The organism is Pseudomonas sp. S2_A05 (assembly GCF_054668485.1).
The window spans coordinates 482,665-503,408 of record NZ_CP162775.1 but is presented as its reverse complement, the minus strand read 5'-3'; the positions used below and the strand labels follow the sequence as shown (position 1 = coordinate 503,408).

The 20,744-nt window shown below is 60.3% G+C and carries 20 protein-coding genes and 1 pseudogene; 15 read left to right on the top strand and 6 right to left on the bottom strand.

The window, feature by feature from the left end:
• Positions 1-165: 165 nt before the first annotated feature.
• On the top strand, positions 166-1,761 hold the full coding sequence (locus AB4O12_RS02385; RefSeq protein ID WP_460060262.1) for a glycoside hydrolase family 17 protein: 1,596 nt from the start codon (positions 166-168) through the stop codon (positions 1,759-1,761).
• Between the two features lie 120 nt (positions 1,762-1,881).
• Here AB4O12_RS02385 and AB4O12_RS02380 read toward each other — a convergent pair whose 3' ends face one another.
• On the bottom strand, positions 1,882-2,250 hold the full coding sequence (locus AB4O12_RS02380) for a hypothetical protein (RefSeq protein ID WP_236169683.1): 369 nt from the start codon (positions 2,248-2,250) through the stop codon (positions 1,882-1,884).
• 224 nt (positions 2,251-2,474) lie between these two features.
• Here AB4O12_RS02380 and AB4O12_RS02375 point away from each other — a divergent pair, with 224 nt between their 5' ends.
• The gene (locus AB4O12_RS02375; protein ID WP_024012145.1) at positions 2,475-3,773 is read left to right on the top strand and encodes a serine protein kinase PrkA; all 1,299 of its coding nucleotides are present in this window, start codon (positions 2,475-2,477) and stop codon (positions 3,771-3,773) included.
• Positions 3,766-4,554 (top strand): MlaA family lipoprotein, encoded by a 789-nt coding sequence (locus AB4O12_RS02370; protein WP_041479602.1) that lies wholly within the window; start codon positions 3,766-3,768, stop codon positions 4,552-4,554. Before AB4O12_RS02375 ends, AB4O12_RS02370 begins: the two co-directional genes overlap by 8 nt.
• Before the next feature lie 127 nt (positions 4,555-4,681).
• Here AB4O12_RS02370 and AB4O12_RS02365 read toward each other — a convergent pair whose 3' ends face one another.
• Positions 4,682-5,596 (bottom strand): DUF808 domain-containing protein, encoded by a 915-nt coding sequence (locus AB4O12_RS02365; RefSeq protein WP_310215026.1) that lies wholly within the window; start codon positions 5,594-5,596, stop codon positions 4,682-4,684.
• A 135-nt stretch (positions 5,597-5,731) separates the two neighbouring features.
• Here AB4O12_RS02365 and AB4O12_RS02360 point away from each other — a divergent pair, with 135 nt between their 5' ends.
• Positions 5,732-6,340, top strand: coding sequence for a TetR/AcrR family transcriptional regulator (locus tag AB4O12_RS02360; protein WP_041479604.1), 609 nt, complete (start codon positions 5,732-5,734; stop codon positions 6,338-6,340).
• Positions 6,341-6,471: 131 nt separating this feature from the next.
• Here AB4O12_RS02360 and AB4O12_RS02355 read toward each other — a convergent pair whose 3' ends face one another.
• The gene (locus AB4O12_RS02355) at positions 6,472-6,912 is read right to left on the bottom strand and encodes a GlcG/HbpS family heme-binding protein (RefSeq protein WP_460060260.1); all 441 of its coding nucleotides are present in this window, start codon (positions 6,910-6,912) and stop codon (positions 6,472-6,474) included.
• A gap of 268 nt (positions 6,913-7,180) precedes the next feature.
• On the opposite strand from AB4O12_RS02355, the gene gcl reads away from it, so the two are divergent.
• From gcl to AB4O12_RS02310, 9 genes are all read left to right on the top strand, one after another.
• On the top strand, positions 7,181-8,956 hold the full coding sequence (gene gcl / locus AB4O12_RS02350; protein ID WP_042607573.1) for a glyoxylate carboligase: 1,776 nt from the start codon (positions 7,181-7,183) through the stop codon (positions 8,954-8,956).
• Between the two features lie 178 nt (positions 8,957-9,134).
• Positions 9,135-9,917: a hydroxypyruvate isomerase gene (gene hyi, locus AB4O12_RS02345; RefSeq protein WP_460060259.1), complete on the top strand. Its 783-nt coding sequence runs from the start codon at positions 9,135-9,137 to the stop codon at positions 9,915-9,917.
• 162 nt (positions 9,918-10,079) lie between these two features.
• Positions 10,080-10,973 carry a 2-hydroxy-3-oxopropionate reductase gene (locus AB4O12_RS02340; RefSeq protein WP_150741301.1) on the top strand — a complete coding sequence of 298 codons (894 nt, stop codon included), beginning with the start codon at positions 10,080-10,082 and terminating at the stop codon, positions 10,971-10,973.
• 154 nt (positions 10,974-11,127) lie between these two features.
• Positions 11,128-12,402 carry a glycerate kinase type-2 family protein gene (locus AB4O12_RS02335; RefSeq protein WP_460060258.1) on the top strand — a complete coding sequence of 425 codons (1,275 nt, stop codon included), beginning with the start codon at positions 11,128-11,130 and terminating at the stop codon, positions 12,400-12,402.
• Positions 12,399-13,814, top strand: a complete 1,416-nt coding sequence (pyk, locus tag AB4O12_RS02330; RefSeq protein WP_460060257.1) for a pyruvate kinase — start codon at positions 12,399-12,401, stop codon at positions 13,812-13,814. The genes AB4O12_RS02335 and pyk overlap by 4 nt, the downstream gene beginning before the upstream one ends.
• 226 nt (positions 13,815-14,040) lie before the next feature.
• Positions 14,041-14,955 carry an urea transporter gene (locus AB4O12_RS02325; RefSeq protein WP_252869021.1) on the top strand — a complete coding sequence of 305 codons (915 nt, stop codon included), beginning with the start codon at positions 14,041-14,043 and terminating at the stop codon, positions 14,953-14,955.
• Between the two features lie 21 nt (positions 14,956-14,976).
• Positions 14,977-15,801 carry an ion transporter gene (locus AB4O12_RS02320; protein ID WP_041479613.1) on the top strand — a complete coding sequence of 275 codons (825 nt, stop codon included), beginning with the start codon at positions 14,977-14,979 and terminating at the stop codon, positions 15,799-15,801.
• Between the two features lie 104 nt (positions 15,802-15,905).
• A complete protein-coding gene (locus tag AB4O12_RS02315) occupies positions 15,906-16,904 on the top strand; it encodes a sulfate ABC transporter substrate-binding protein (RefSeq protein ID WP_217863988.1) in 999 nt (332 codons plus the stop codon).
• A 166-nt stretch (positions 16,905-17,070) separates the two neighbouring features.
• On the top strand, positions 17,071-18,258 hold the full coding sequence (locus AB4O12_RS02310) for an MFS transporter (protein WP_460060255.1): 1,188 nt from the start codon (positions 17,071-17,073) through the stop codon (positions 18,256-18,258).
• A gap of 181 nt (positions 18,259-18,439) precedes the next feature.
• Here AB4O12_RS02310 and AB4O12_RS02305 read toward each other — a convergent pair whose 3' ends face one another.
• The gene (locus AB4O12_RS02305; protein WP_016771035.1) at positions 18,440-18,844 is read right to left on the bottom strand and encodes a type II toxin-antitoxin system HicB family antitoxin; all 405 of its coding nucleotides are present in this window, start codon (positions 18,842-18,844) and stop codon (positions 18,440-18,442) included.
• Complete coding sequence (locus AB4O12_RS02300) at positions 18,844-19,056, bottom strand: type II toxin-antitoxin system HicA family toxin (protein WP_095180735.1); 213 nt, start codon at positions 19,054-19,056, stop codon at positions 18,844-18,846. The genes AB4O12_RS02305 and AB4O12_RS02300 overlap by 1 nt, the downstream gene beginning before the upstream one ends.
• Before the next feature lie 183 nt (positions 19,057-19,239).
• On the opposite strand from AB4O12_RS02300, the gene AB4O12_RS02295 reads away from it, so the two are divergent.
• Together AB4O12_RS02295 and AB4O12_RS02290 are read left to right on the top strand one after the other, a co-directional pair.
• Positions 19,240-19,707, top strand: coding sequence for a helix-turn-helix domain-containing protein (locus AB4O12_RS02295; protein ID WP_095180734.1), 468 nt, complete (start codon positions 19,240-19,242; stop codon positions 19,705-19,707).
• A pseudogene (locus AB4O12_RS02290) lies at positions 19,704-20,278 on the top strand (PIN domain-containing protein). The gene AB4O12_RS02295 and the pseudogene AB4O12_RS02290 overlap by 4 nt, the downstream one beginning before the upstream one ends.
• A gap of 45 nt (positions 20,279-20,323) precedes the next feature.
• On the opposite strand, the gene AB4O12_RS02285 reads toward AB4O12_RS02290, so the two are convergent.
• Positions 20,324-20,728 (bottom strand): hypothetical protein, encoded by a 405-nt coding sequence (locus AB4O12_RS02285; RefSeq protein ID WP_460060253.1) that lies wholly within the window; start codon positions 20,726-20,728, stop codon positions 20,324-20,326.
• Positions 20,729-20,744: the final 16 nt, after the last annotated feature.

Genomic DNA, 20,744 nt, shown 5'->3' with positions numbered 1-20,744 from the left:
GGTTTGATCATCAACCTCAAGCGGCCGGCGACCTGCTCTGTCAGCGACCTCAAGGCAGCGAGAAACGACATCAGAAAGCCATTAATCAAGCGAGATTAATTGACGCCAGACAATCCGCCCGAACTTTGCATGGACAACGCCTGCAAGCCACCAGCCCTTCTATAAATGCAGGTAACATGCGTCGCTTTGCAGCCACTCGGCCTGACCATGTCCGCAACGTACCGATTTCCTTTTCTGCCTTATCTGTTCGCCTGCCTGCTCGGGCTGTTGGCCCTTAGCGGTTTCTGGTATGGCCTCGGCCAACCGGTGATCCTGCCGGACGCCGCGACGCCAACGCACAAGTTGCAATGCGCCTCCTACACACCGTTCGACAAAGACCAATCGCCGTTCGACGTGCCGTTCAAATTGCGCCCCGAGCGCATGGACGCCGACCTCGCGCTGCTGGCGACGCGCTTTGAATGCATCCGCACCTACTCGATGACCGGCCTCGACGCCCTGCCCGATCTGGCGCGCAAGCACGGTCTGAAGTTGATGATCGGCGCCTGGGTCAATAGCAACCCCGTCGATACCGAGCAGGAAGTCGAGCTGCTGATCAAATCGGCCAATGCCAACCCCGACGTGGTCACCGCCGTAATCGTCGGCAACGAAGCGCTGCTGCGCAAAGAGGTCACTGGCGCGCAACTGGCCCGGCTGATCAACAAGGTAAAAAGCCAGGTCAAGCAACCGGTGACTTACGCCGATGTTTGGGAATTCTGGCTCAAGCACCCGGAAGTCGCCCCGGCCGTGGATTTTCTGACCATCCACTTGCTGCCGTACTGGGAAGACGATCCGTCGAATATCGACGTGGCGCTGCGGCATGTGGCGGATGTGCGTCAGGTGTTCGGCAACAAATTCGCTCCGAAAGACGTGATGATTGGCGAAACCGGTTGGCCCAGCGAAGGCCGCCAGCGCGAAACCGCCGTGCCGAGCCGGGTCAACGAGGCGAAATTCATTCGTGGATTCGTGGCGATGGCCGAGCAGGAAGGCTGGCGTTACAACCTGATCGAAGCCTTTGATCAACCATGGAAGCGCGGCAGTGAAGGCGCGGTCGGCGGCTACTGGGGGCTGTTCGATGCGGATCGGCAGGACAAAGGCGTGCTCGCCGGACCGGTGAGCAATGTGCCGTACTGGAAAGAATGGCTGGCAGTCGGTGCTTTGATTTTCCTCGGCACGCTGATCCTTGGTGGACGCGTGCGCACCACTCGTTCGGCGTTGCTGCTACCGCTGCTGGGCGCTGTCGCTGCTTGCTCGATTGGCGCCTGGGGCGATCTGGCGCGGCTGACCACGCGGTTTGCCGGGGAATGGCTGTGGGTCGGCTTGCTGACCGGGTTGAATCTGTTGGTGCTCACGCATGCCGCGCTGACGTTGAGCGCACGCACAGGTTGGCGCGCGCGAGCCTTCGATTTCCTCGAGCGTCGCGCCGGCTGGCTGGTCGCGGTGGCCGGTTTTGCCGCGGCGGTGATGATGCTGGAAATGGTCTTCGACCCGCGCTATCGCAGTTTCGCCAGCATGGCGTTCGTGCTGCCGGCGCTGGTCTACCTGTGCCGCCCGGTAAGCGTGCCGCGTCGGGAGGTTGCTCTGCTGACCTTTATCGTTGGCGCGGGGATTGCACCGCAGTTGTATCAGGAAGGGATGCTGAATCAGCAGGCGTGGGGCTGGGCGCTGGTCAGTGGATTGATGGTGGTGGCGTTGTGGCGCTGTCTGCGGGTTCGCAAGGCCTGATTTCAGCGCTTTCGAAATCGCCATCGCTGGCAAGCCAGCTCCCACAGGATTTCTGCTGCACACAAATGTTGTGTTCACCTCAATCCCTGTGGGAGCGGGCTTGCCCGCGATGACTGACTGTCAGGCGCTGCGGGACTCGCGGACCAGGCGCAATCCGGCAATCACCACCGCAAATACCGCTAATGTGGTGTTGTACAACGCCAGCGCCGGCAGGCCGAACACCAGCGCCAGCACCGCCAGCCACCACCCTGCCCGTCCCGGCAATACAAACGCCAATACCGCCGCGCCCACCGCCGCCCAGCCCAGCACCTTGAAATGAATCATCAGCCCGAGGTTCGACCGCACCACGCATTCCCAACGGCCGGCCTCGTCGACACAGATGCCCACCCACTGCCCGTCTTCCATGAAGCCATAGCGCGCGGCATAACTGCCGGCCAGCCACAGCGGCAACAAAACAAGCAGCACAATAACGGGCAAGCGGCGGGACATGGAGCACTCCAATCTGCGGAAATCGGCGGCCAGCTTAATCTGCCGACCGGCATTCGCAAGCACTAACAACTGTTAACTGTTCAGCGAGCCCTTGCAACGTGTATCGTCCAGCTACTATTACCCCGAATTCCGCCTGTTTGGTGCCGCAGCATGGCACTTTGGCGCACGGCCGGTGGTCATAGCCTGCGAACTTCAATCGGCACCTTCCTCTAAGGGATCTAGTCATGCTCCGTTCCTTGCGCTTCGCCGCGCTGTTCAGCGGCCTTATCTTGAGTGCGTCCGCGCTGGCGGTGGATATCGACGCCGCCAGCTATGGCTACCCGCTGACCAACCCGTTCGAGGCGACGATCGCCACGACACCGCCGGATCTGCGTCCGGAGTTGCCGCTGGACGACGACATCAATCAAACGGACCGCAGCCTCACCCTGCGCCCGGAGCGTGAATTCCAACTGCCGGACAATTTCTGGGCAGTGAAGAAACTCACTTACCGCATCGCCACGCAGGACAAACCGGCGCCGCTTATCTTCCTGATTGCCGGCACCGGCGCGCGCTTTGACAGCACGCTCAACGAATACCTGAAAAAGCTTTACTACAAGGCCGGTTACCACGTCGTGCAACTGTCGTCGCCGACCAGCTTCGACTTCATCAGCGCTGCCTCGCGTTTCGCCACCCCGGGCGTGACCAAGGAAGATGCCGAAGACATGTATCGGGTGATGCAGGCCGTGCGGGCGCAGAACCCGAAGCTGCCGGTCACCGAGTATTACCTGACCGGCTACAGCCTCGGCGCCCTTGATGCCGCGTTCGTCGCGCATCTGGACGAGACTCGCCGCAGCTTCAACTTCAAGAAAGTCCTGCTGCTCAACCCGCCGGTCAACCTCTATACCTCGGTGACCAACCTCGACAAACTGGTGCAGACCGAGGTCAAGGGCATCAACAACAGCACCACGTTCTACGAACTGGTACTGACCAAGCTGACCCGCTACTTCCAGCAGAAAGGCTACATCGACCTCAACGATGCGCTGCTGTACGACTTCCAGCAGTCCAAACAGCACCTGACCAACGAACAGATGGCCATGCTCATCGGCACGTCGTTCCGCTTTTCGGCAGCCGACATTGCCTACACCTCGGACCTGGTCAACCGTCGCGGCCTGATCACCCCGCCGAAATTCCCGATCACCGAAGGCACCAGCCTCACGCCGTTCCTCAAGCGTGCGCTGCAATGCGATTTCGACTGCTACATCACCGAGCAGGTTATTCCGATGTGGCGCGCACGCACCGACGGCGGCAGCCTGCTGCAACTGATCGATCAGGTCAGCCTGTATGCGCTCAAGGACTACCTGCACGACAGCCCGAAAATCGCCGTCATGCACAACGCCGACGACGTCATCCTCGGCCCTGGCGACCTGGGCTTCCTGCGGAAAACCTTCGGTGATCGCCTGACCGTTTATCCACTGGGCGGCCACTGCGGCAACCTTAACTATCGCGTCAACAGCGACGCCATGCTGGAGTTCTTCCGTGGCTAAATATCTCCTGCTGATTGCAGCGTTCCTCTGTGCAGGCGTGGCCCAGGCCGACAACAGTAAAGCCGATGCACCGGTGGTGGTCGACAGCGACGGCTTCAAGCAGCCGCTGACCAAACTCAAGTTCAACCCGGGCCTGGATCAGCGCGAATTCGAACGCTCCACGCTCAATGCGCTGAACGTCTATGACCCGCTGGAATCGTGGAATCGCCGGGTCTATCACTTCAACTACCGCTTCGACCAGTGGGTGTTCTTGCCAGTGGTCGATGGCTATCGCTACATCACCCCAAGCTTCGTGCGTACCGGGGTGAGCAACTTCTTCAACAACATTGGCGACGTGCCGAACCTGGTCAACAGCCTGCTGCAGTTCAAGGGCCAGCGCTCGATGGAAACCACTGCGCGCCTGCTGCTCAACACCACGATCGGCATCGCCGGTCTGTGGGATCCGGCAACCGCCATGGGCCTGCCGCGCCAGAACGAGGACTTCGGGCAGACTCTGGGCTTCTATGGCGTACCGGGCGGCGCCTACTTCGTACTGCCGATCTTCGGCCCGTCGAACATCCGCGACACCGCAGGTCTGGCCGTGGATTACACCGCCGACACCGCGATCAACTTCCTCAACGTCGCGGAAGTCAGCTCCAACCACCCGGAAGTCTGGGCCTTGCGTGCGATCGACAAGCGCTACCAGACCAGCTTCCGCTACGGCCAGATGAACTCGCCGTTCGAGTACGAGAAAGTGCGGTACGTCTACACCGAAGCGCGCAAGTTGCAGATCGCCGAGTAAATCGGCTGGCGCAAAACACTGTGGGAGCGAGCCTGCTCGCGAACGCGGAGTTTCAGTCAACATCGATATTGACTGAACTACCGCATTCGCAAGCAGGCTCGCTCCCACATTTGTTATGTGTTGCTGACTAACCCTTCAGCGCTTTCCAGAGCTTGCCTACGACCGAAACCACCGCCAACACCACAGCACCGGCAATAATCCCCGCAACACCATTGAGCAGCATCGGTACGGCAAACCCGGCACTGCCCGCCGCTGCGCCGACACCTTCGATCCAGTGATGCAGCACCGGCACGCCATGGGTCAGGATGCCGCCGCCGACCAGGAACATCGCTGCCGTGCCAACCACCGACAGGGTTTTCATCATGTACGGCGCGGCGCTGAGAATGCCGCCGCCGATCTTTTTCGCCATCTGCCCGGGCTTCTGCGTCAGCCACAGCCCCAGGTCGTCGAGCTTGACGATGCCCGCCACCAAACCGTAAACGCCCACGGTCATGACAATGGCTATGCCGGACATGACGACCACTTGCTGGGTCAGCGAGGCATCTGCCACGGTGCCGAGGGTGATCGCAATGATTTCTGCCGAGAGAATGAAGTCGGTGCGGATCGCGCCTTTGATCTTGTCCTTTTCGTACGCCACCAGATCGGTCGCCGGATCGGCCACTGCTTCGGTCAACTGTGCGTGTTCTGCCTCGTCTTCCTCTTTGCTGTGCAGAAACTTGTGCGCGAGTTTTTCAAAACCCTCGAAACACAGGTACGCGCCGCCGACCATCAACAGCGGCGTCACCAGCCAAGGCACAAAGGCGCTGATTGCCAGCGCCGACGGCACGAGGATCAGTTTGTTGACGAACGAGCCCTTGGCCACCGCCCAGACCACGGGAATTTCCCGCTCGGCGCGCACGCCCGATACCTGCTGGGCATTGAGCGCCAGATCATCACCGAGCACCCCGGCGGTCTTCTTCGCGGCCATCTTGGTCATCAACGCAACGTCATCCAGAACGGTGGCGATGTCATCGATCAGCACCAGCAAACTGCTTCCTGCCATGAATCCTGTTTCCTTCTGTGTATGAATGTTGCCAAGCATAACGCGACCGCCGGCCACAGGCTGCATTGTTGAGCGCCGCTCAAGGCCGGTGCTACCATGCGCCACCGCCAGAACAGGCAAGGAACCACCGGGTTTATGAGCACAATCCGCGAGCGTAACAAAGAACTGATCCTGCGCGCCGCCAGCGAAGAGTTTGCCGACAAGGGCTTCGCGGCGACCAAAACCAGCGACATCGCCGCCAAGGCGGGATTGCCCAAGCCCAACGTCTACTACTACTTCAAATCCAAGGAAAACCTCTATCGCGAGGTGCTGGAAAGCATCATCGAGCCGATTCTGCAGGCCTCGACCCCGTTCAACCCGGACGGTGTGCCGAGCGAGGTGCTGAGCGGCTACATCCGCTCGAAGATCCGCATCTCCCGCGACCTGCCCTACGCCTCCAAGGTGTTCGCCAGCGAAATCATGCACGGCGCCCCGCACCTGAGCGCTGACCTGGTAGAGCAGCTCAACGCCCAGGCCAAACACAACATCGCCTGCATCCAGAGCTGGATCGACCGCGGCCAGATCGCCCCGATCGACCCCAACCACCTGATGTTCAGCATCTGGGCCGCGACCCAGACCTACGCCGACTTCGACTGGCAGATTTCCGCAGTGACCGGGAAAGACAAGCTTGATGAAGCCGATTATGAAGCGGCGGCGCAGACGATTATCCGGTTGGTGTTGAAGGGGTGTGAGCCGGATCGGTGAGATCGGGGGAACCGCTTCGCGAGCAGGCTCGCTCCCACAGTGGGCTTCAGGTGTTCAGACATTTTGTGTCCAACCCTGATCCCATGGGGGAGCGAGCCTGCTGGCGAAAGCGGTTATTCAGACACTGACATTCAATCAACCACCCCACCATCCGCCCGCAAATCCAGCGCTTCCACCGCTCTGATCGCCACCTGCTCATCCACATCCGACAAATCCCCACTGATCCCGATCGCGCCTAGCACTTCACCCGCCTGATTTCGAATCAACACCCCACCCGGTGCCGGCACTACGCTGCCCTGCCCCATGCTGTTCAACGAAGAAAAAAACGCCGGGCGTTGTTGGGCGTCCTGGGCGAGCAGGCGGGAGCCTTTACCCAAGGCGATGGCGCCCCAGGCTTTGCCGATGGCGATGTTCGGGCGCAGCAGGCTGGCGCCGTCTTCGCGTTGCAGGGCGATCAGGTGGCCGCCGTTATCGAGTACCGCGATGGTCAGCGGTGCGGCGTTGATGCCGCGTCCTGCGTTGATGGCTTCGCTGACTAGGCTGACTGCGACTTTCAAGGTTAAAGCGCTCATGGTGCCGTCCTCATTTTGTTATAGGGAAAGTCGTGGGACTGCGCGTTTGTGCCGCAGTCCGATGCCACAAATAGAACACAATGAGTTATTGTTTTGTATACAATAATTCTCGAAAAGCGCCACATGCGACGAAAAGCCACAGCACAGCGGGCTTCCGACGAATGAAACAGACGCTTGAGAAAATGGATTGACCTGCGCCGTCCGCCGTGAATACACTCTGCGCAAAGCCACTTGTATACAATTACAAAACGTAAAGAGGCACAAAACCATGAGCAAAATGAGAGCAATCGAAGCCGCCGTTCTGGTGATGCGCCGTGAAGGGGTTGATACCGCTTTTGGCATCCCGGGCGCAGCGATCAACCCGCTGTACTCCGCCTTGCAGAAGGTCGGTGGCATCGATCACGTCCTTGCTCGCCACGTTGAAGGCGCCTCGCACATGGCCGAGGGCTACACCCGCACCAAGGCCGGCAACATCGGCGTGTGCATCGGCACGTCCGGCCCGGCCGGTACCGACATGGTCACCGGGCTCTACAGCGCCTCGGCCGACTCGATTCCAATCCTCTGCATCACCGGGCAAGCACCCCGCGCCCGTATGCACAAGGAAGACTTCCAGGCTGTCGACATCACCAGCATCGTCAAGCCAGTGACCAAGTGGGCAACCACGGTTCTGGAGCCGGGCCAAGTGCCTTACGCATTCCAGAAAGCCTTTTATGAAATGCGCTCCGGCCGTCCAGGCCCGGTGCTGATCGACCTGCCGTTCGACGTGCAGATGGCCGAGATCGAATTCGACATCGACGCTTACCAACCGCTGCCATTGGCCAAACCGACCGCAACCCGCGTTCAGGTTGAAAAAGCTTTGGCTTTGCTGGATCAGGCTGAGCGCCCACTGCTGGTGGCCGGCGGCGGCATCATCAACGCCGACGCCAGCGACCTGCTGGTCGAGTTCGCTGAGCTGACCGGCATCCCGGTGATCCCGACCCTGATGGGCTGGGGCACCATCCCTGACGATCACCCGCTGATGGTCGGCATGGTCGGTCTGCAGACTTCGCACCGTTACGGCAACGCGACGATGCTGAAATCCGACGTGGTGCTGGGCATTGGTAACCGTTGGGCCAACCGCCACACCGGTTCGGTTGACGTGTACACCGAAGGTCGCAAGTTCATTCACGTCGACATCGAAGGCACGCAGATCGGTCGTGTGTTCACCCCGGATCTGGGCATCGTTTCCGACGCCGCCGCAGCGCTGACCGTGTTCATCGAAGTGGCCCGTGAATGGCAAGCCGCCGGCAAGCTGAAGAACCGCAGCGCCTGGCTGCAGGATTGCCAGCAGCGCAAGGCCAGCCTGCATCGCAAGACCCACTTCGACAACGTGCCGGTCAAACCGCAGCGCGTTTATGAAGAAATGAACCAGGTGTTCGGCAAGGACACCTGCTACGTCAGCACCATTGGTCTGTCGCAGATTGCCGGCGCGCAGTTCCTGCACGTCTACAAACCGCGTCACTGGATCAACTGTGGTCAGGCCGGCCCGTTGGGCTGGACCATTCCGGCGGCGCTGGGCGTGGTCAAGGCCGATCCGAACCGCAAAGTCGTGGCCCTGTCGGGGGACTATGATTTCCAGTTCATGATCGAAGAACTGGCGGTCGGCGCTCAGTTCAAACTGCCGTACATCCACGTCGTGGTGAACAACTCGTACCTGGGCCTGATCCGTCAGGCCCAGCGCGGGTTCGAAATGGACTACTGCGTGCAGCTGTCCTTCGATAACCTGAATGCGCCGGAACTCAACGGTTACGGGGTTGACCACATCGCAGTCGCCGAAGGTCTCGGCTGCAAGGCGCTGCGTGTGTTCGAACCGTCGGAAATCGCCCCTGCCCTGCGCAAGGCCGAACAGATGATCGAAGAGTTCAAGGTGCCGGTGATCGTCGAGATCATTCTGGAGCGTGTGACCAACATCTCCATGGGTACCGAGATCAACGCGGTCAACGAGTTCGAAGACCTGGCACTGGTCGGCAACGATGCGCCGACGGCGATTTCGTTGCTCGATTGATTGCTTTTAGCCCCCTCTCCCTCTGGGAGAGGGCTGGGGTGAGGGAAAGGTTTTGCGGTGTTCGCACAATCGGGATCTGACTCAGGATTCCCCCTCACCCTAACCCTCTCCCCAAGGAGAGGGGACTGATCGCGTTCAGTCTGACCTACCGTGCCTCATCAGTTTTTAGGAGACCACCATGCCGCGTTTCGCAGCCAACCTGTCCATGCTGTTCACCGAACAGGATTTCCTTGCCCGTTTCGACGCCGCCGCCAAGGCCGGCTTCAGTGGCGTGGAATACCTGTTCCCGTACGACTTCAGCTCGGCTGAAATCAAGGCAAAACTCGAGGCCAACGGGCTGACCCAAGTGCTGTTCAACCTGCCGGCCGGTGACTGGGCCAAGGGCGAGCGTGGCATCGCCTGCCTGCCGGATCGGGTCGAAGAGTTCCGCGCCGGGGTCGATTTGGCGATCGCCTACGCACAAGTGCTGGGCAACACCCAGGTCAACTGCCTGGCCGGTATCCGCCCGCAAGGCGTTGACGATGCCTCGGTGGAGAAGACCTTCGTTGCCAACCTCAAATACGCCGCCGACAAGCTGCAAGCGGCGGGCATCAAACTGGTGATGGAAGCGATCAACACCCGCGACATTCCCGGTTTCTACCTGAACAACACGGCGCAAGCCCTGTCGATTCGCGAGCAGGTCGGCAGCGCCAATCTGTTCCTGCAATACGACATCTATCACATGCAAATCATGGAAGGCGATCTGGCCCGCACCCTGCAATCGCACCTGGGCGAGATCAACCACGTGCAACTCGCGGACAACCCGGGGCGCAACGAGCCGGGCACTGGTGAGATCAACTACCGCTTCCTGTTCGAACACCTTGATCGCATCGGTTATCAGGGTTGGGTCGGTTGCGAGTACAAACCGCTGACCACCACCGAAGCGGGCCTGGGTTGGTTGAAATCACACAACGCAATCTAAGAAACACAGCAAATCCCCAGTGGGAGCGAGCCTGCTCGCGAATGCGGTGGTTCAGTCAACACGGATATTGAATGTTCCACCGCATTCGCGAGCAGGCTCGCTCCCACATGAAAAGCAGCTCCCCTATTTGCTTGAGCACGACAAAAACAAGAGGATTTTCTCATGGCTAAAATCGGATTCATCGGCACCGGCATCATGGGCCACCCAATGGCGGCGAACCTGCAGAAAGCCGGTCACAGCCTGTTCCTGTCGCAACACCACGACGCGGCCCCGGCCGATCTGGTCGCCGCTGGCGCTGTCGCCCTGGCCAATCCGCGCGAAGTGGCGCAGGAAGCCGAATTCATCATCGTCATGGTTCCGGACACCCCGCAGGTCGATGACGTGCTGTTCCGCGCCGACGGCGTCGCGGCCGGTATCGGCAAGGGCAAAGTAGTCATCGACATGAGCTCGATTTCGCCGACCGCCACCAAAGCTTTCGCGGCGAAGATCAACGAAAAAGGCGCGCAGTACCTCGACGCTCCGGTTTCCGGCGGTGAAGTCGGCGCCAAGGCCGCAACCCTGAGCATCATGGTCGGTGGCGACGCCGATGCCTTCGAACGCGCCCTGCCGCTGTTCCAGGCCATGGGCAAGAACATCACCCTGGTTGGTAGCAATGGCGACGGCCAGACCGCCAAAGTGGCGAACCAGATCATCGTCGCGCTGAACATCCAGGCCGTAGCCGAAGCCCTGCTGTTCGCCTCGAAAAACGGTGCCGATCCAGCCAAGGTGCGTGAAGCGCTGATGGGCGGTTTCGCTTCTTCGAAGATCCTCGAAGTGCACGGCGAGCGCATGATCAAAGGTACCTTCGACCCGGGCTTCCGCATCAGCCTGCACCAGAAGGACCTGAACCTGGCCCTGCAAGGCGCCAAGGAGCTGAACATCAACCTGCCGAACACCGCCAATGCCCAGCAGGTATTCAGCACCTGCGCGGCCATCGGCGGCAGCAACTGGGACCACTCGGCGCTGATCAAGGGCCTGGAGCACATGGCCAATTTCTCGATTCGCGACAATAAATAAAGCCTGCACAAAACCCTGTGGGAGCGAGCCTGCTCGCGAAAGCGGCTTCACATTCAACATCCATGTTGGCTGACATACCGCGTTCGCGAGCAGGCTCGCTCCCACAAGGGACCTGAGTCGCCCTTTCGAATAACAAGAATTCCGGGAGCCCGCCATGTCGGTCGATCCGCAACAACTGCTGCGCGAGCTGTTTGCCACAGCCATCGACGCGGCCCATCCGAACCAAGTCCTCGAAGCCCATTTGCCTGCCGATCGCACCGGTCGGTTGATCGTCATCGGCGCCGGCAAAGCCGCTGCCGCCATGGCGCAAGTGGTCGAGCGCTGCTGGGAGGGTGAAGTCACCGGCCTGGTGGTGACCCGCTACGGCCACGGCGCCCCGTGCGAAAAAATCGAAGTGGTCGAAGCCGCACACCCGGTGCCGGATGCGGCCGGGCTGGCCGTGGCCAAACGTGTGCTGGAACTGGTCAGCAACCTGACTGAAGACGACCGCGTGATCTTCCTGCTCTCCGGCGGCGGCTCTGCCCTGCTCGCCCTGCCAGCCGAAGGCATTACCCTCGCTGACAAGCAGGCGATCAACAAAGCCCTGCTCAAATCCGGCGCGACCATCGGCGAGATGAACTGCGTGCGCAAGCACCTCTCGGCGATCAAGGGCGGCCGCCTCGGCAAGGCCTGCTGGCCGGCGACGGTTTACACCTACGCGATTTCCGATGTGCCGGGCGACCTCGCCACCGTCATTGCCTCCGGCCCGACCGTGGCCGACCCGAGCACTTCCGCCGAAGCACTGGCGATCATCAAACGCTACGGCATCGAGATTCCCGCTTCCGTGCGCACCTGGCTGCACAGCCCTGAATCGGAAACCGTCAAACCCGGCGATCCGGGTCTGGCGCGCAGTCATTTCCAGTTGATCGCCCGCCCGCAGCAGTCGCTGGACGCGGCGGCGGTGAAGTGCCGTCAGGCCGGTTTCAGCACCTTGATTCTCGGCGACCTCGAAGGCGAATCCCGCGAAGTGGCGAAAGTCCACGCCGGCATCGCCCGACAGATCATCAATCACGGCCAGCCACTGGCGACGCCGTGCGTGATTCTTTCTGGCGGTGAGACCACGGTAACCGTGCGCGGCAATGGCCGTGGCGGGCGTAACGCCGAATTCCTCCTCAGCCTGACCGACAGCCTCAAGGGCCAGCCCGGCGTCTACGCGCTGGCCGGCGACACCGATGGCATCGACGGCTCGGAAGACAACGCCGGCGCAATCATGACTCCGGACAGCTACGCCCGCGCCGCCGCACTGGGTCTGAGCGCCAGCGACGAGCTGGATAACAACAACGGCTATGGCTACTTCCAGGCGCTCGATGCGCTGATCGTCACCGAGCCGACCCGCACTAACGTCAACGACTTCCGCGCCATTCTGATCCTTGAGAACTGCAAATCATGACGCCTGATAAAAAGGTCAAAATCCTCGCCACCCTCGGCCCTGCGGTCGACGGTATCGACGACATCCGCGAGCTGGTCAAGGCCGGGGTCAACATCTTCCGGCTGAATTTCAGCCATGGCGATCACGCCGACCACGCCAAGCGCTATCAATGGATCCGCGAAGTCGAGCGCCAGCTCAACTATCCGCTGGGCATTCTGATGGACCTGCAAGGGCCGAAACTGCGTGTGGGCAAGTTCGCTGACGGCAAGGTGCAGTTGCATCGCGGTCAGGCGTTCCGCTTGGATCTCGATGCGACACCGGGCGATGAGCGCCGGGTCAACCTGCCGCATCCGGAAATCATTGCCGCGCTGGAAGCGGGCATGGACCTGCTGCTCGACGACGGCAAGCTGCGCCTGCGCGTGGTCACCAAGTACGCCGATGCGATCGACACCAGCGTGCTCAACGGCGGCGAACTGTCCGATCGCAAAGGCGTGAATGTGCCGCAAGCGGTGCTCGACCTCAGCCCGCTGACCGCCAAGGATCGCCGCGATTTGAGCTTCGGCCTGGAATTGGGTGTGGACTGGGTCGCGCTGTCGTTCGTACAGCGCCCGCAGGACATTGTCGAAGCCCGCGCATTGATCGGCGACAAGGCGTTTCTGATGGCGAAAATCGAGAAGCCTTCAGCGGTCGAGCAACTACGTGAGATTGCTGAGTTGAGCGACGCGATCATGGTCGCGCGCGGCGATCTTGGTGTGGAAGTGCCGGCGGAGAGCGTGCCGCAGATTCAGAAAAACATCATCACCACCTGCCGCGCGCTGGGCAAACCGGTGGTGGTGGCGACGCAGATGCTCGAGTCAATGCGCTTCTCCCCTGCCCCAACCCGTGCCGAGGTGACTGACGTCGCCAACGCCGTAGCCGAAGGCGCCGATGCGGTGATGCTCTCGGCGGAGACCGCGTCCGGCGAATACCCGCTGGAAGCCGTGCAGATGATGAGCAAGATCATCCGTCAAGTTGAGAACGGCCCGGATTATCAGACCCAGCTTGACGTCAGCCGACCGAAAGCCGAGGCGACGGTTTCCGATGCGATCAGCTGTGCGATCCGCCGGATCAGCAACGTGCTGCCGGTGGCGGTGCTGGTCAATTACAGCGAGTCCGGCGCCTCGACGTTGCGCGCATCCCGGGAACGGCCGAAAGCACCGATCCTCAATCTGACGCCGAACCTGCAAACGGCGCGGCGCTTGAGCGTAGCGTGGGGCATTCATTCGGTGGTCAACGATCGCCTGCGTCAGGTCGACGAAGTCTGCTCGACCGCACTGGAGATTGCTCAGGCGCAAGGCATGGCCGAGCGTGGCGACACGCTGCTGATCACCGCCGGCGTGCCGTTCGGGCAGCCGGGATCGACCAATTCGCTGCGCATCGAGACGTTGATTTAACCCCCCATAAAAGTGGGTGCATAAACTTGTGGCGAGGGGATTTATCCCCGTTGGGCTGCGAAGCGGCCCCCAATCGGAGAATGCGGTTTCTCTGTGGAAACCGTCACACCCTCAAAAGCGACGACTGCTGCGCAGCCGAACGGGGCGGTGCGACGTTTCGCTAAATCCCCTCGCCACAGTGACTTGCAAGACCTTTTGATGTTCCAACTGCCCAGATTTTCTCAACATGCCTGCCAATCACTTCAACACCCACTGCCCCGACTGGGCCGAGGCTTTGCTCAACGGTTTCAGTCAGATTTTCTTCCAGCGCCATCCGCTGTGCGGGCTGCTGTGTCTGCTGGCGATTCTGCTGACGGCGCCGGTGCTGTTCGCCGGGGCGCTGCTCGGTGGCGTTGCCGGTCTGCTCACCGCGCAGCGGCGCAACTACGCCAAGGCCGATCGCCAGGCCGGGTTGTTCAGCTACAACGGCGTGCTGCTCGGCCTGCTGCTGAGCCTGTATTTCCCTTGGTCGCCACTGCTGCCGCCGTTGATTCTTGCAGCCGGTGGCTTGAGCGCGATGCTTACTCAGCAATGGCTCAAACACGTGTACCGCAGTCGCGCCATACCGGCGTATACCTCGCCGTTCGTGGCGCTCAGCTGGGTGCTGCTGATGTTCGCCGAGCCGTCCGCGCCGGCGGCATCGGTCGACCTGAACACGACAAATCTGCTGGCCGCTGAACTGCGCGGATTCGGCCAGGTGATGTTTCTCGACCATCCATTGGCCGGGGCCTTGATCGCCAGCGGCTTGCTGCTCGCCGATCGCCGCGCGTTCTGCTGGGCGCTGCTGGCGTCGGCGATCGGCCTCGGCTCGAGTCTGCTGCACCACGACACGTCCGCCGCACTGCTCGGGCTCGGTGGCTACAACGCTGTACTCGCCGCCCTCGCCTTCAGCGCTCAGCGACAAAATCCGTGGCTGCCGCTGCTCGCCATTGTCCTGGCCTTGCTGGTGACGCCGCTGTTTGCCGCCCTCGGGCTGGCCACGCTGACCGCGCCGTTCATCCTCGCCTGCTGGTTGATTCGTGCCGGCATTCAAATGCTTGGCAAAGCGTCGCTCGCGCATGAGTCTTGCGCTCATGAGGAGAATCACCCTAGGCTGCGCTGATCTTCGATTCAGGCGTTATCCATGGACAGCAGCAACAATTGGCGCGAACGGCTTTACGTCATGATTTTCCAGAGCGACACCCCGGCCGGGCGTCGCTTCGACGGCATCCTGCTGTTGATCATCCTCGCCAGTCTGGTGATCGTGATGCTCGACAGTATCGACAGCATCCACCGTAATTACGCCGACGTTCTGGCCTATATCGAGTGGGGCTTCACGGCGATCTTCCTCGGCGAATACATCCTGCGTCTGTACTGCTCGCCCAAGCCGCTGCGCTATGCCTTCAGCTTTTATGGCCTGGTGGATCTGCTGGCGATCGTGCCGGGCATCCTCGCCCTGTATTACAGCGATGCGCAGTATCTGCTGATCATCCGCATCATTCGGATGCTGCGGATTTTCCGTGTGCTCAAGCTCAGCCCGTATCTCAAGCAAGCCAACTATCTGATGTCGGCGCTGCGTGGCAGCAAGCAGAAAATCGTCGTGTTTCTGGTCAGCGTGTGCACGCTGGTGACAGTGTTCGGCACGCTGATGTACGTGATCGAAGGCCCGGAACATGGCTTCACCAGCATTCCCAAAGGCATCTATTGGGCCATCGTGACCTTGACCACTGTGGGCTTCGGCGACATCGTGCCGAAGACGCCGCTGGGTCAAGTGATTTCCTCGCTGGTGATGATCACCGGTTACTCGATCATCGCCGTGCCCACGGGGATTTTTACCGCAGAACTGGCCAATGCCATGCGCGGCGAACAGCTGCAACATGACTGCCCGGGCTGTCAGAAAAAGAGCCATGAACAGAGCGCAGCGTTCTGTTCGCGCTGCGGCAGTCAGCTGTTCAAGAAAGTGGAATAAGCACAGAGCTTTTTAATCTTTAAGCGACTATGCGCTGACCGTTATAGTCGCTGGCAAATGGCTTCATTTTTGGCATAACACCCCCACAGAACAAGGAATGCGCAGTGAAAAAACTCTTTGGCGCCTCACTTCTCGCCGCCGGCCTGGCCTTGGCCAACATCGCCGAAGCAGCACCGACGCTGCTTAACGTTTCCTACGACGTGATGCGCGATTTCTACAAGGACTACAACACTGCGTTCCAGAAGCACTGGCAAGCCGAGCACAACGAAAACATCACCGTGCAGATGTCCTTCGGCGGCTCGAGCAAGCAGGCGCGTTCGGTGATCGACGGCCTGCCGGCTGACGTCATTACCATGAACATGGCCACCGACATCAACGCCCTCGCCGACAACGGCAAACTGGTGCCGGACAACTGGGTCACGCGCCTGCCGAACAACAGCGCACCGTTCACCTCGGCGACAGTGTTCATCGTTCGCAAGGGCAATCCAAAAGCGCTGAAAGACTGGCCGGATCTGCTCAAGGACGGCGTTCAGGTCATCGTGCCGAACCCGAAAACTTCCGGTAACGGCCGCTACACCTACCTGTCGGCCTGGGGCTATGTGCTGAAAAACGGTGGCGACGAGAATAAGGCCAAGGACTTCGTCGGCAAGCTGTTCAAGCAGGCGCCGGTACTCGATACCGGTGGCCGCGCCGCCACCACCACGTTCATGACCAACCAGATCGGCGACGTGCTGGTGACCTTTGAAAACGAAGCGGAAATGATCGCCCGCGAGTTCGGTCGCGATCAGTTCGAAGTCATCTACCCGACGGTCTCAGCGGAAGCCGAGCCACCGGTTTCGGTGGTCGACAAAGTCGTCGACAAGAAAGGCTCGCGCGCTGCGGCTGACGAGTATCTGAAGTACCTGTGGTCGCCGGAAGGACAGGAAATTGCGGCGGCCAACTACCTGCGCCCGCGTGACCCGGCGGTGCTGGCGAAGTACACCGACCGTTTCCCGAAAGTCGACTTCCTTTCGGTGGAGAAGACGTTTGGTGACTGGCGCACGGTGCAGAAAACCCACTTCAATGATGGTGGCGTGTTCGATCAGATTTACAGCGGGCAGTAAGGCTTGGTCTGAAAAATCAAAAGGCGACCCACCGGGTCGCCTTTTTGTTGCGCGGCAATACCGCTCATTACACTGCGTAATAACAGTTATCATCCGAAAACGTCTTCTGCCAGCCCACGTTGTCCATTAGCCTCAGCGCTTTCCTGTGCCCGACTCGAGATCCCCTATGACCACCACTCCTCACGCAATGACCCGAGGCATGGTCCTGCTGTTCGCGTTCTGCTGCGGCGCCATCGTTGCCAACATCTACTACGCACAGCCGATCATCGGCCTGATCGCGCCGGACATCGGCCTCTCCGACACCATGGCCAGTTTCATCGTCTCGCTGACGCAGATCGGTTACGCGTTGGGCCTGTTCTTTCTGGTGCCGCTGGGGGATCTGCTGGAGAACCGTCGGCTGATGATCATCACTACGCTGGTGGCGATCGCCAGTCTGCTTGGCGCCGCGTTCACTGAACAGCCGAACGTATTTCTGCTGATCTCGCTGCTGGTCGGCTTCAGCTCGGTGTCGGTGCAGATCCTGATTCCGCTGGCCGCGCATCTGGCGCCGGAAGAGTCCCGTGGCCGCGTGGTGGGCGGGATCATGGGCGGTTTGCTGCTGGGTATTCTGTTGGCGCGACCGGTGTCGAGCGTGGTCGCCGATCACCTCGGCTGGCGCGCCATGTTCATGATCGCCGCAGCATTGATGGCGGCTATCAGCGTGGTGCTGGCGCTGACCGTGCCCAAGCGCCAGCCAGATCACAGCGCTACTTATGACCAATTGATCGGCTCGCTGTGGACGCTGCTGCGCCAGCAACCGGTGCTGCGTCAGCGGGCGTTTTATCAGGGCTGCATGTTTGCCACGTTCAGCCTGTTCTGGACCGCCGTGCCACTGGAACTTGCACGCAACCATGGCCTGTCGCAAAGCGAAATCGCCATCTTCGCCCTGGTCGGCGCCATCGGTGCCATCGCCGCGCCAATCAGCGGCCGCCTCGCTGATGCCGGTCACACACGCATCGCCTCGCTACTGGCCATGCTCTTCGCCAGCCTGAGCTTCCTGCCCGCCTTCATTCACCCGGCCTATAGCGTCATCGGCCTGGCCGTGACCGGCGTGGTGCTGGACTTCTGCGTGCAGATGAACATGGTCCTGGGGCAACGCGCGGTGTACTCGCTGGACGCGAAAAGTCGTGGCCGTTTGAACGCGCTGTACATGACCAGCATCTTCATCGGCGGCGCGTTCGGCTCGTCGGTGGCCAGCGCGGTGTACGAGCATGGCGGCTGGTTGTGGATCGTCATTGTCGGCAGCGTGTTTCCGTTGTTGGCGTTGTTACGGTTTTTGAGCACTTCACGACGCGCTTCATTGGCCACGGCTTAAGGCTTCAAAAGCTTCGCGAGCAGGCTCGCTCCCACAGGTTTTGGGTGACCTTCCAATCACTGCAACACACAAAACCAGTGTGGGAGCGAGCCTGCTCGCGAAGGCGTCAGTTCAGATCATGTTTGCACCGACTGACACACCGCTTTCGCGAGCAGGCTCGCTCCCACAATTGCGCAGACCCTCAATACCGAACCAGTTTCTCCATCGCCGCATCCGCCAGAAACGAGGAGCGGCTTTTCACGTTATGCTCGCGTACATAGCGATCAATACGCTGAATGACATAGCCGGGCAGCGTAACGTTGACCTTTTCGGTCTTGCCAAGGTACGGCGAGATATCCAGCTCCAGCATGCCCCAGCCCATCTCGGCAAAATCCGGATGATTGCGATGCGCCGCTGCCGAGGTCGGCATCGGAATCGCCTGACCGGCCGCCGCGATCTCCTGCAGCATGAGGTGAGCCACTTCCACGGCCGCGTTGTAGGCCTCCTCAAAGCTGTCCCCGGCCGTGACTGCGCCGGGAATATCGGGGATCTGAATGCCGATGGCAGTGTTCTCGTCACCCCACTCGATGCAAATGGGATATTGCATTACGGATCTCCTTCATGACGGGTTGGCGGGCTGAATAACCCCGCGCGCCGCCGAATGCTTTTGACTGTCCCCAACGGTAAATCCTTTTTCGGATGCGGGACGGCAATCGTGTCCGGGTTGTAACGATGAGTGAAGATGTAATGACTGCCCGCAACCCGATCCAGCGTCCAGCCCGCCTCCTCCAGCTCCTTCATCAATAGCCTGCTCTGCACCAACCGCCTCCTTGGCCTGGCCCATTAAAAATAACTCTAGAGTTATCTTTACTCAAGCACAGAATGGGACGGGGTGACGGTTGGTTGTTTTACAAAGTATTCCTGCACCAGTTTCGTTTATTGCGAATTTCGTTTGATTCGAATAACGTCCGCGGATCTTCCTTACAATGCTGGAACAGTCTTATGACCACTGCTACTCCATCTGCCATCAATCTGCCTGTCGAACGAGAGGTCAAAGCCGCGATTGAAGGCCAGCGCGCCCTGACCGCATTTCTCGCAAGCGGTTTTGAAACTCAGCGAATCCAGATTTTTGATGAACAGAACGAAGCCCACAGCGTCGAGCTGCCAACATCGGCGTTGCGCTTGCTGAGCGATATCCTCGCGGCGCTGGCGCAGGGCAACGCTGTGAAGGTGGTACCGATCCACGCGGAGCTGACCACGCAGGAAGCTGCCGATCTGCTCAACGTCTCACGTCCGCACATGATCAAACTGCTGGAGAGCGGTGAGATTTCCTACCACAAAACAGGCAAGCACCGACGTGTGCGTTTTGCTGATCTGATGGAATATAAAACCCGGCGAGACACCGCCAGCGAGCAGGCAATGATGCTTCTCGCGGAGCAGGCACAGGCGCTAAGGACAGGATACGAGTGAGGCATTCCTCTTTCACTGCTGTATACGATGCATGCGTTTTATATCCGGCCCCTCTAAGAGATTTCCTGATGTGGCTCGCACTGTCAGGGTGTATCGGGCTCGCTGGACTCAGGAAATACACCACGAATGGAAGCGTAACTTATTGAAGAACAGGTCCGACCTGACCCTCGAACAACTCGATCGCACATCGCAATTGATGGACCTGGCCATTCCAGACGCGTGTATCGATGGCTATGAAGACTTGGTGTCAGGCCTGACACTGCCTGATGAGAACGATCGCCATGTTCTAGCGGCCGCAATCCGATGCGGTGCCGATGTAATAGTGACGTTCAACCTGAAAGATTTCCCCACCCGTCACCTCGCGCCATACGGCATTGAAGCTCAGCACCCGGATGAGTTTGTGGAAAACCTTTTCCATCTTGATTCGGCTGCCGTCGTCGCTGCGGCTCAAAGCCAGCGACGGCAATTGAAAACGCCCAATGTGGAGGTGGACAAATATCTTGGCTTTCTCCAACGGCAAGGATTGGTCGAGTCGGTAAAGGCGTTAGGTAACTATCGTGCGATTCTCTGAAAATCAGACGCAAAAAAAACGGCGATCCCAGGATCGCCGTTTCTCTCACTGCCCGAACTTCTTGCCCAACCCCGGCGGGACGCCGTGGATGTTGGTGTCTTCCCACGGGCCGTTGGGGCTGACCGAGCGGCTCCAGCCGTTGTTCCAGCGGTAGTAGGTGCGCTGGCGGTAGAAGGTGTTGGTCTGGTCGTCGAGCACGTAGACGCCGAGCTTCTGGTCCCAGTGGCTGTTGCCGCCCGGTGGCGGGGCGAAGCTGGCCGAGGTACGTGGCACGGGCTTGGCGGGTTTGGCCGGGATGCTCTTGCCGGGAGTCGGCGAGGTCGACGGGGTTGGGCTTGGCTGAGACGGCGGGATCGGCGGCAGGCTGGTGGTCGGTTCCGGGCGTTGTACCGCACATGCACTCAAGCCCGGGGCCAGTGTGAGGACTGTGATGCGGGCGATGGTGTGCATGGCGGTGCTTTCCTGT

Bases quoted from the DNA above. Each gene is read 5' to 3' on its own strand.
- AB4O12_RS02385 (WP_460060262.1), top strand. From the start codon at position 166: ATGCAGGTAACATGCGTCGCTTTGCAGCCACTCGGCCTGACCATGTCC.
- AB4O12_RS02380 (WP_236169683.1), bottom strand. From the start codon at position 2,250: ATGTCCCGCCGCTTGCCCGTTATTGTGCTGCTTGTTTTGTTGCCGCTG.
- AB4O12_RS02375 (WP_024012145.1), top strand. From the start codon at position 2,475: ATGCTCCGTTCCTTGCGCTTCGCCGCGCTGTTCAGCGGCCTTATCTTG.
- AB4O12_RS02365 (WP_310215026.1), bottom strand. From the start codon at position 5,596: ATGGCAGGAAGCAGTTTGCTGGTGCTGATCGATGACATCGCCACCGTT.
- AB4O12_RS02360 (WP_041479604.1), top strand. From the start codon at position 5,732: ATGAGCACAATCCGCGAGCGTAACAAAGAACTGATCCTGCGCGCCGCC.
- AB4O12_RS02355 (WP_460060260.1), bottom strand. From the start codon at position 6,912: ATGAGCGCTTTAACCTTGAAAGTCGCAGTCAGCCTAGTCAGCGAAGCC.
- gcl (WP_042607573.1), top strand. From the start codon at position 7,181: ATGAGCAAAATGAGAGCAATCGAAGCCGCCGTTCTGGTGATGCGCCGT.
- hyi (WP_460060259.1), top strand. From the start codon at position 9,135: ATGCCGCGTTTCGCAGCCAACCTGTCCATGCTGTTCACCGAACAGGAT.
- AB4O12_RS02340 (WP_150741301.1), top strand. From the start codon at position 10,080: ATGGCTAAAATCGGATTCATCGGCACCGGCATCATGGGCCACCCAATG.
- AB4O12_RS02335 (WP_460060258.1), top strand. From the start codon at position 11,128: ATGTCGGTCGATCCGCAACAACTGCTGCGCGAGCTGTTTGCCACAGCC.
- pyk (WP_460060257.1), top strand. From the start codon at position 12,399: ATGACGCCTGATAAAAAGGTCAAAATCCTCGCCACCCTCGGCCCTGCG.
- AB4O12_RS02325 (WP_252869021.1), top strand. From the start codon at position 14,041: ATGCCTGCCAATCACTTCAACACCCACTGCCCCGACTGGGCCGAGGCT.
- AB4O12_RS02320 (WP_041479613.1), top strand. From the start codon at position 14,977: ATGGACAGCAGCAACAATTGGCGCGAACGGCTTTACGTCATGATTTTC.
- AB4O12_RS02310 (WP_460060255.1), top strand. From the start codon at position 17,071: ATGACCACCACTCCTCACGCAATGACCCGAGGCATGGTCCTGCTGTTC.
- AB4O12_RS02305 (WP_016771035.1), bottom strand. From the start codon at position 18,844: ATGCAATATCCCATTTGCATCGAGTGGGGTGACGAGAACACTGCCATC.
- AB4O12_RS02295 (WP_095180734.1), top strand. From the start codon at position 19,240: ATGACCACTGCTACTCCATCTGCCATCAATCTGCCTGTCGAACGAGAG.
- AB4O12_RS02285 (WP_460060253.1), bottom strand. From the start codon at position 20,728: ATGCACACCATCGCCCGCATCACAGTCCTCACACTGGCCCCGGGCTTG.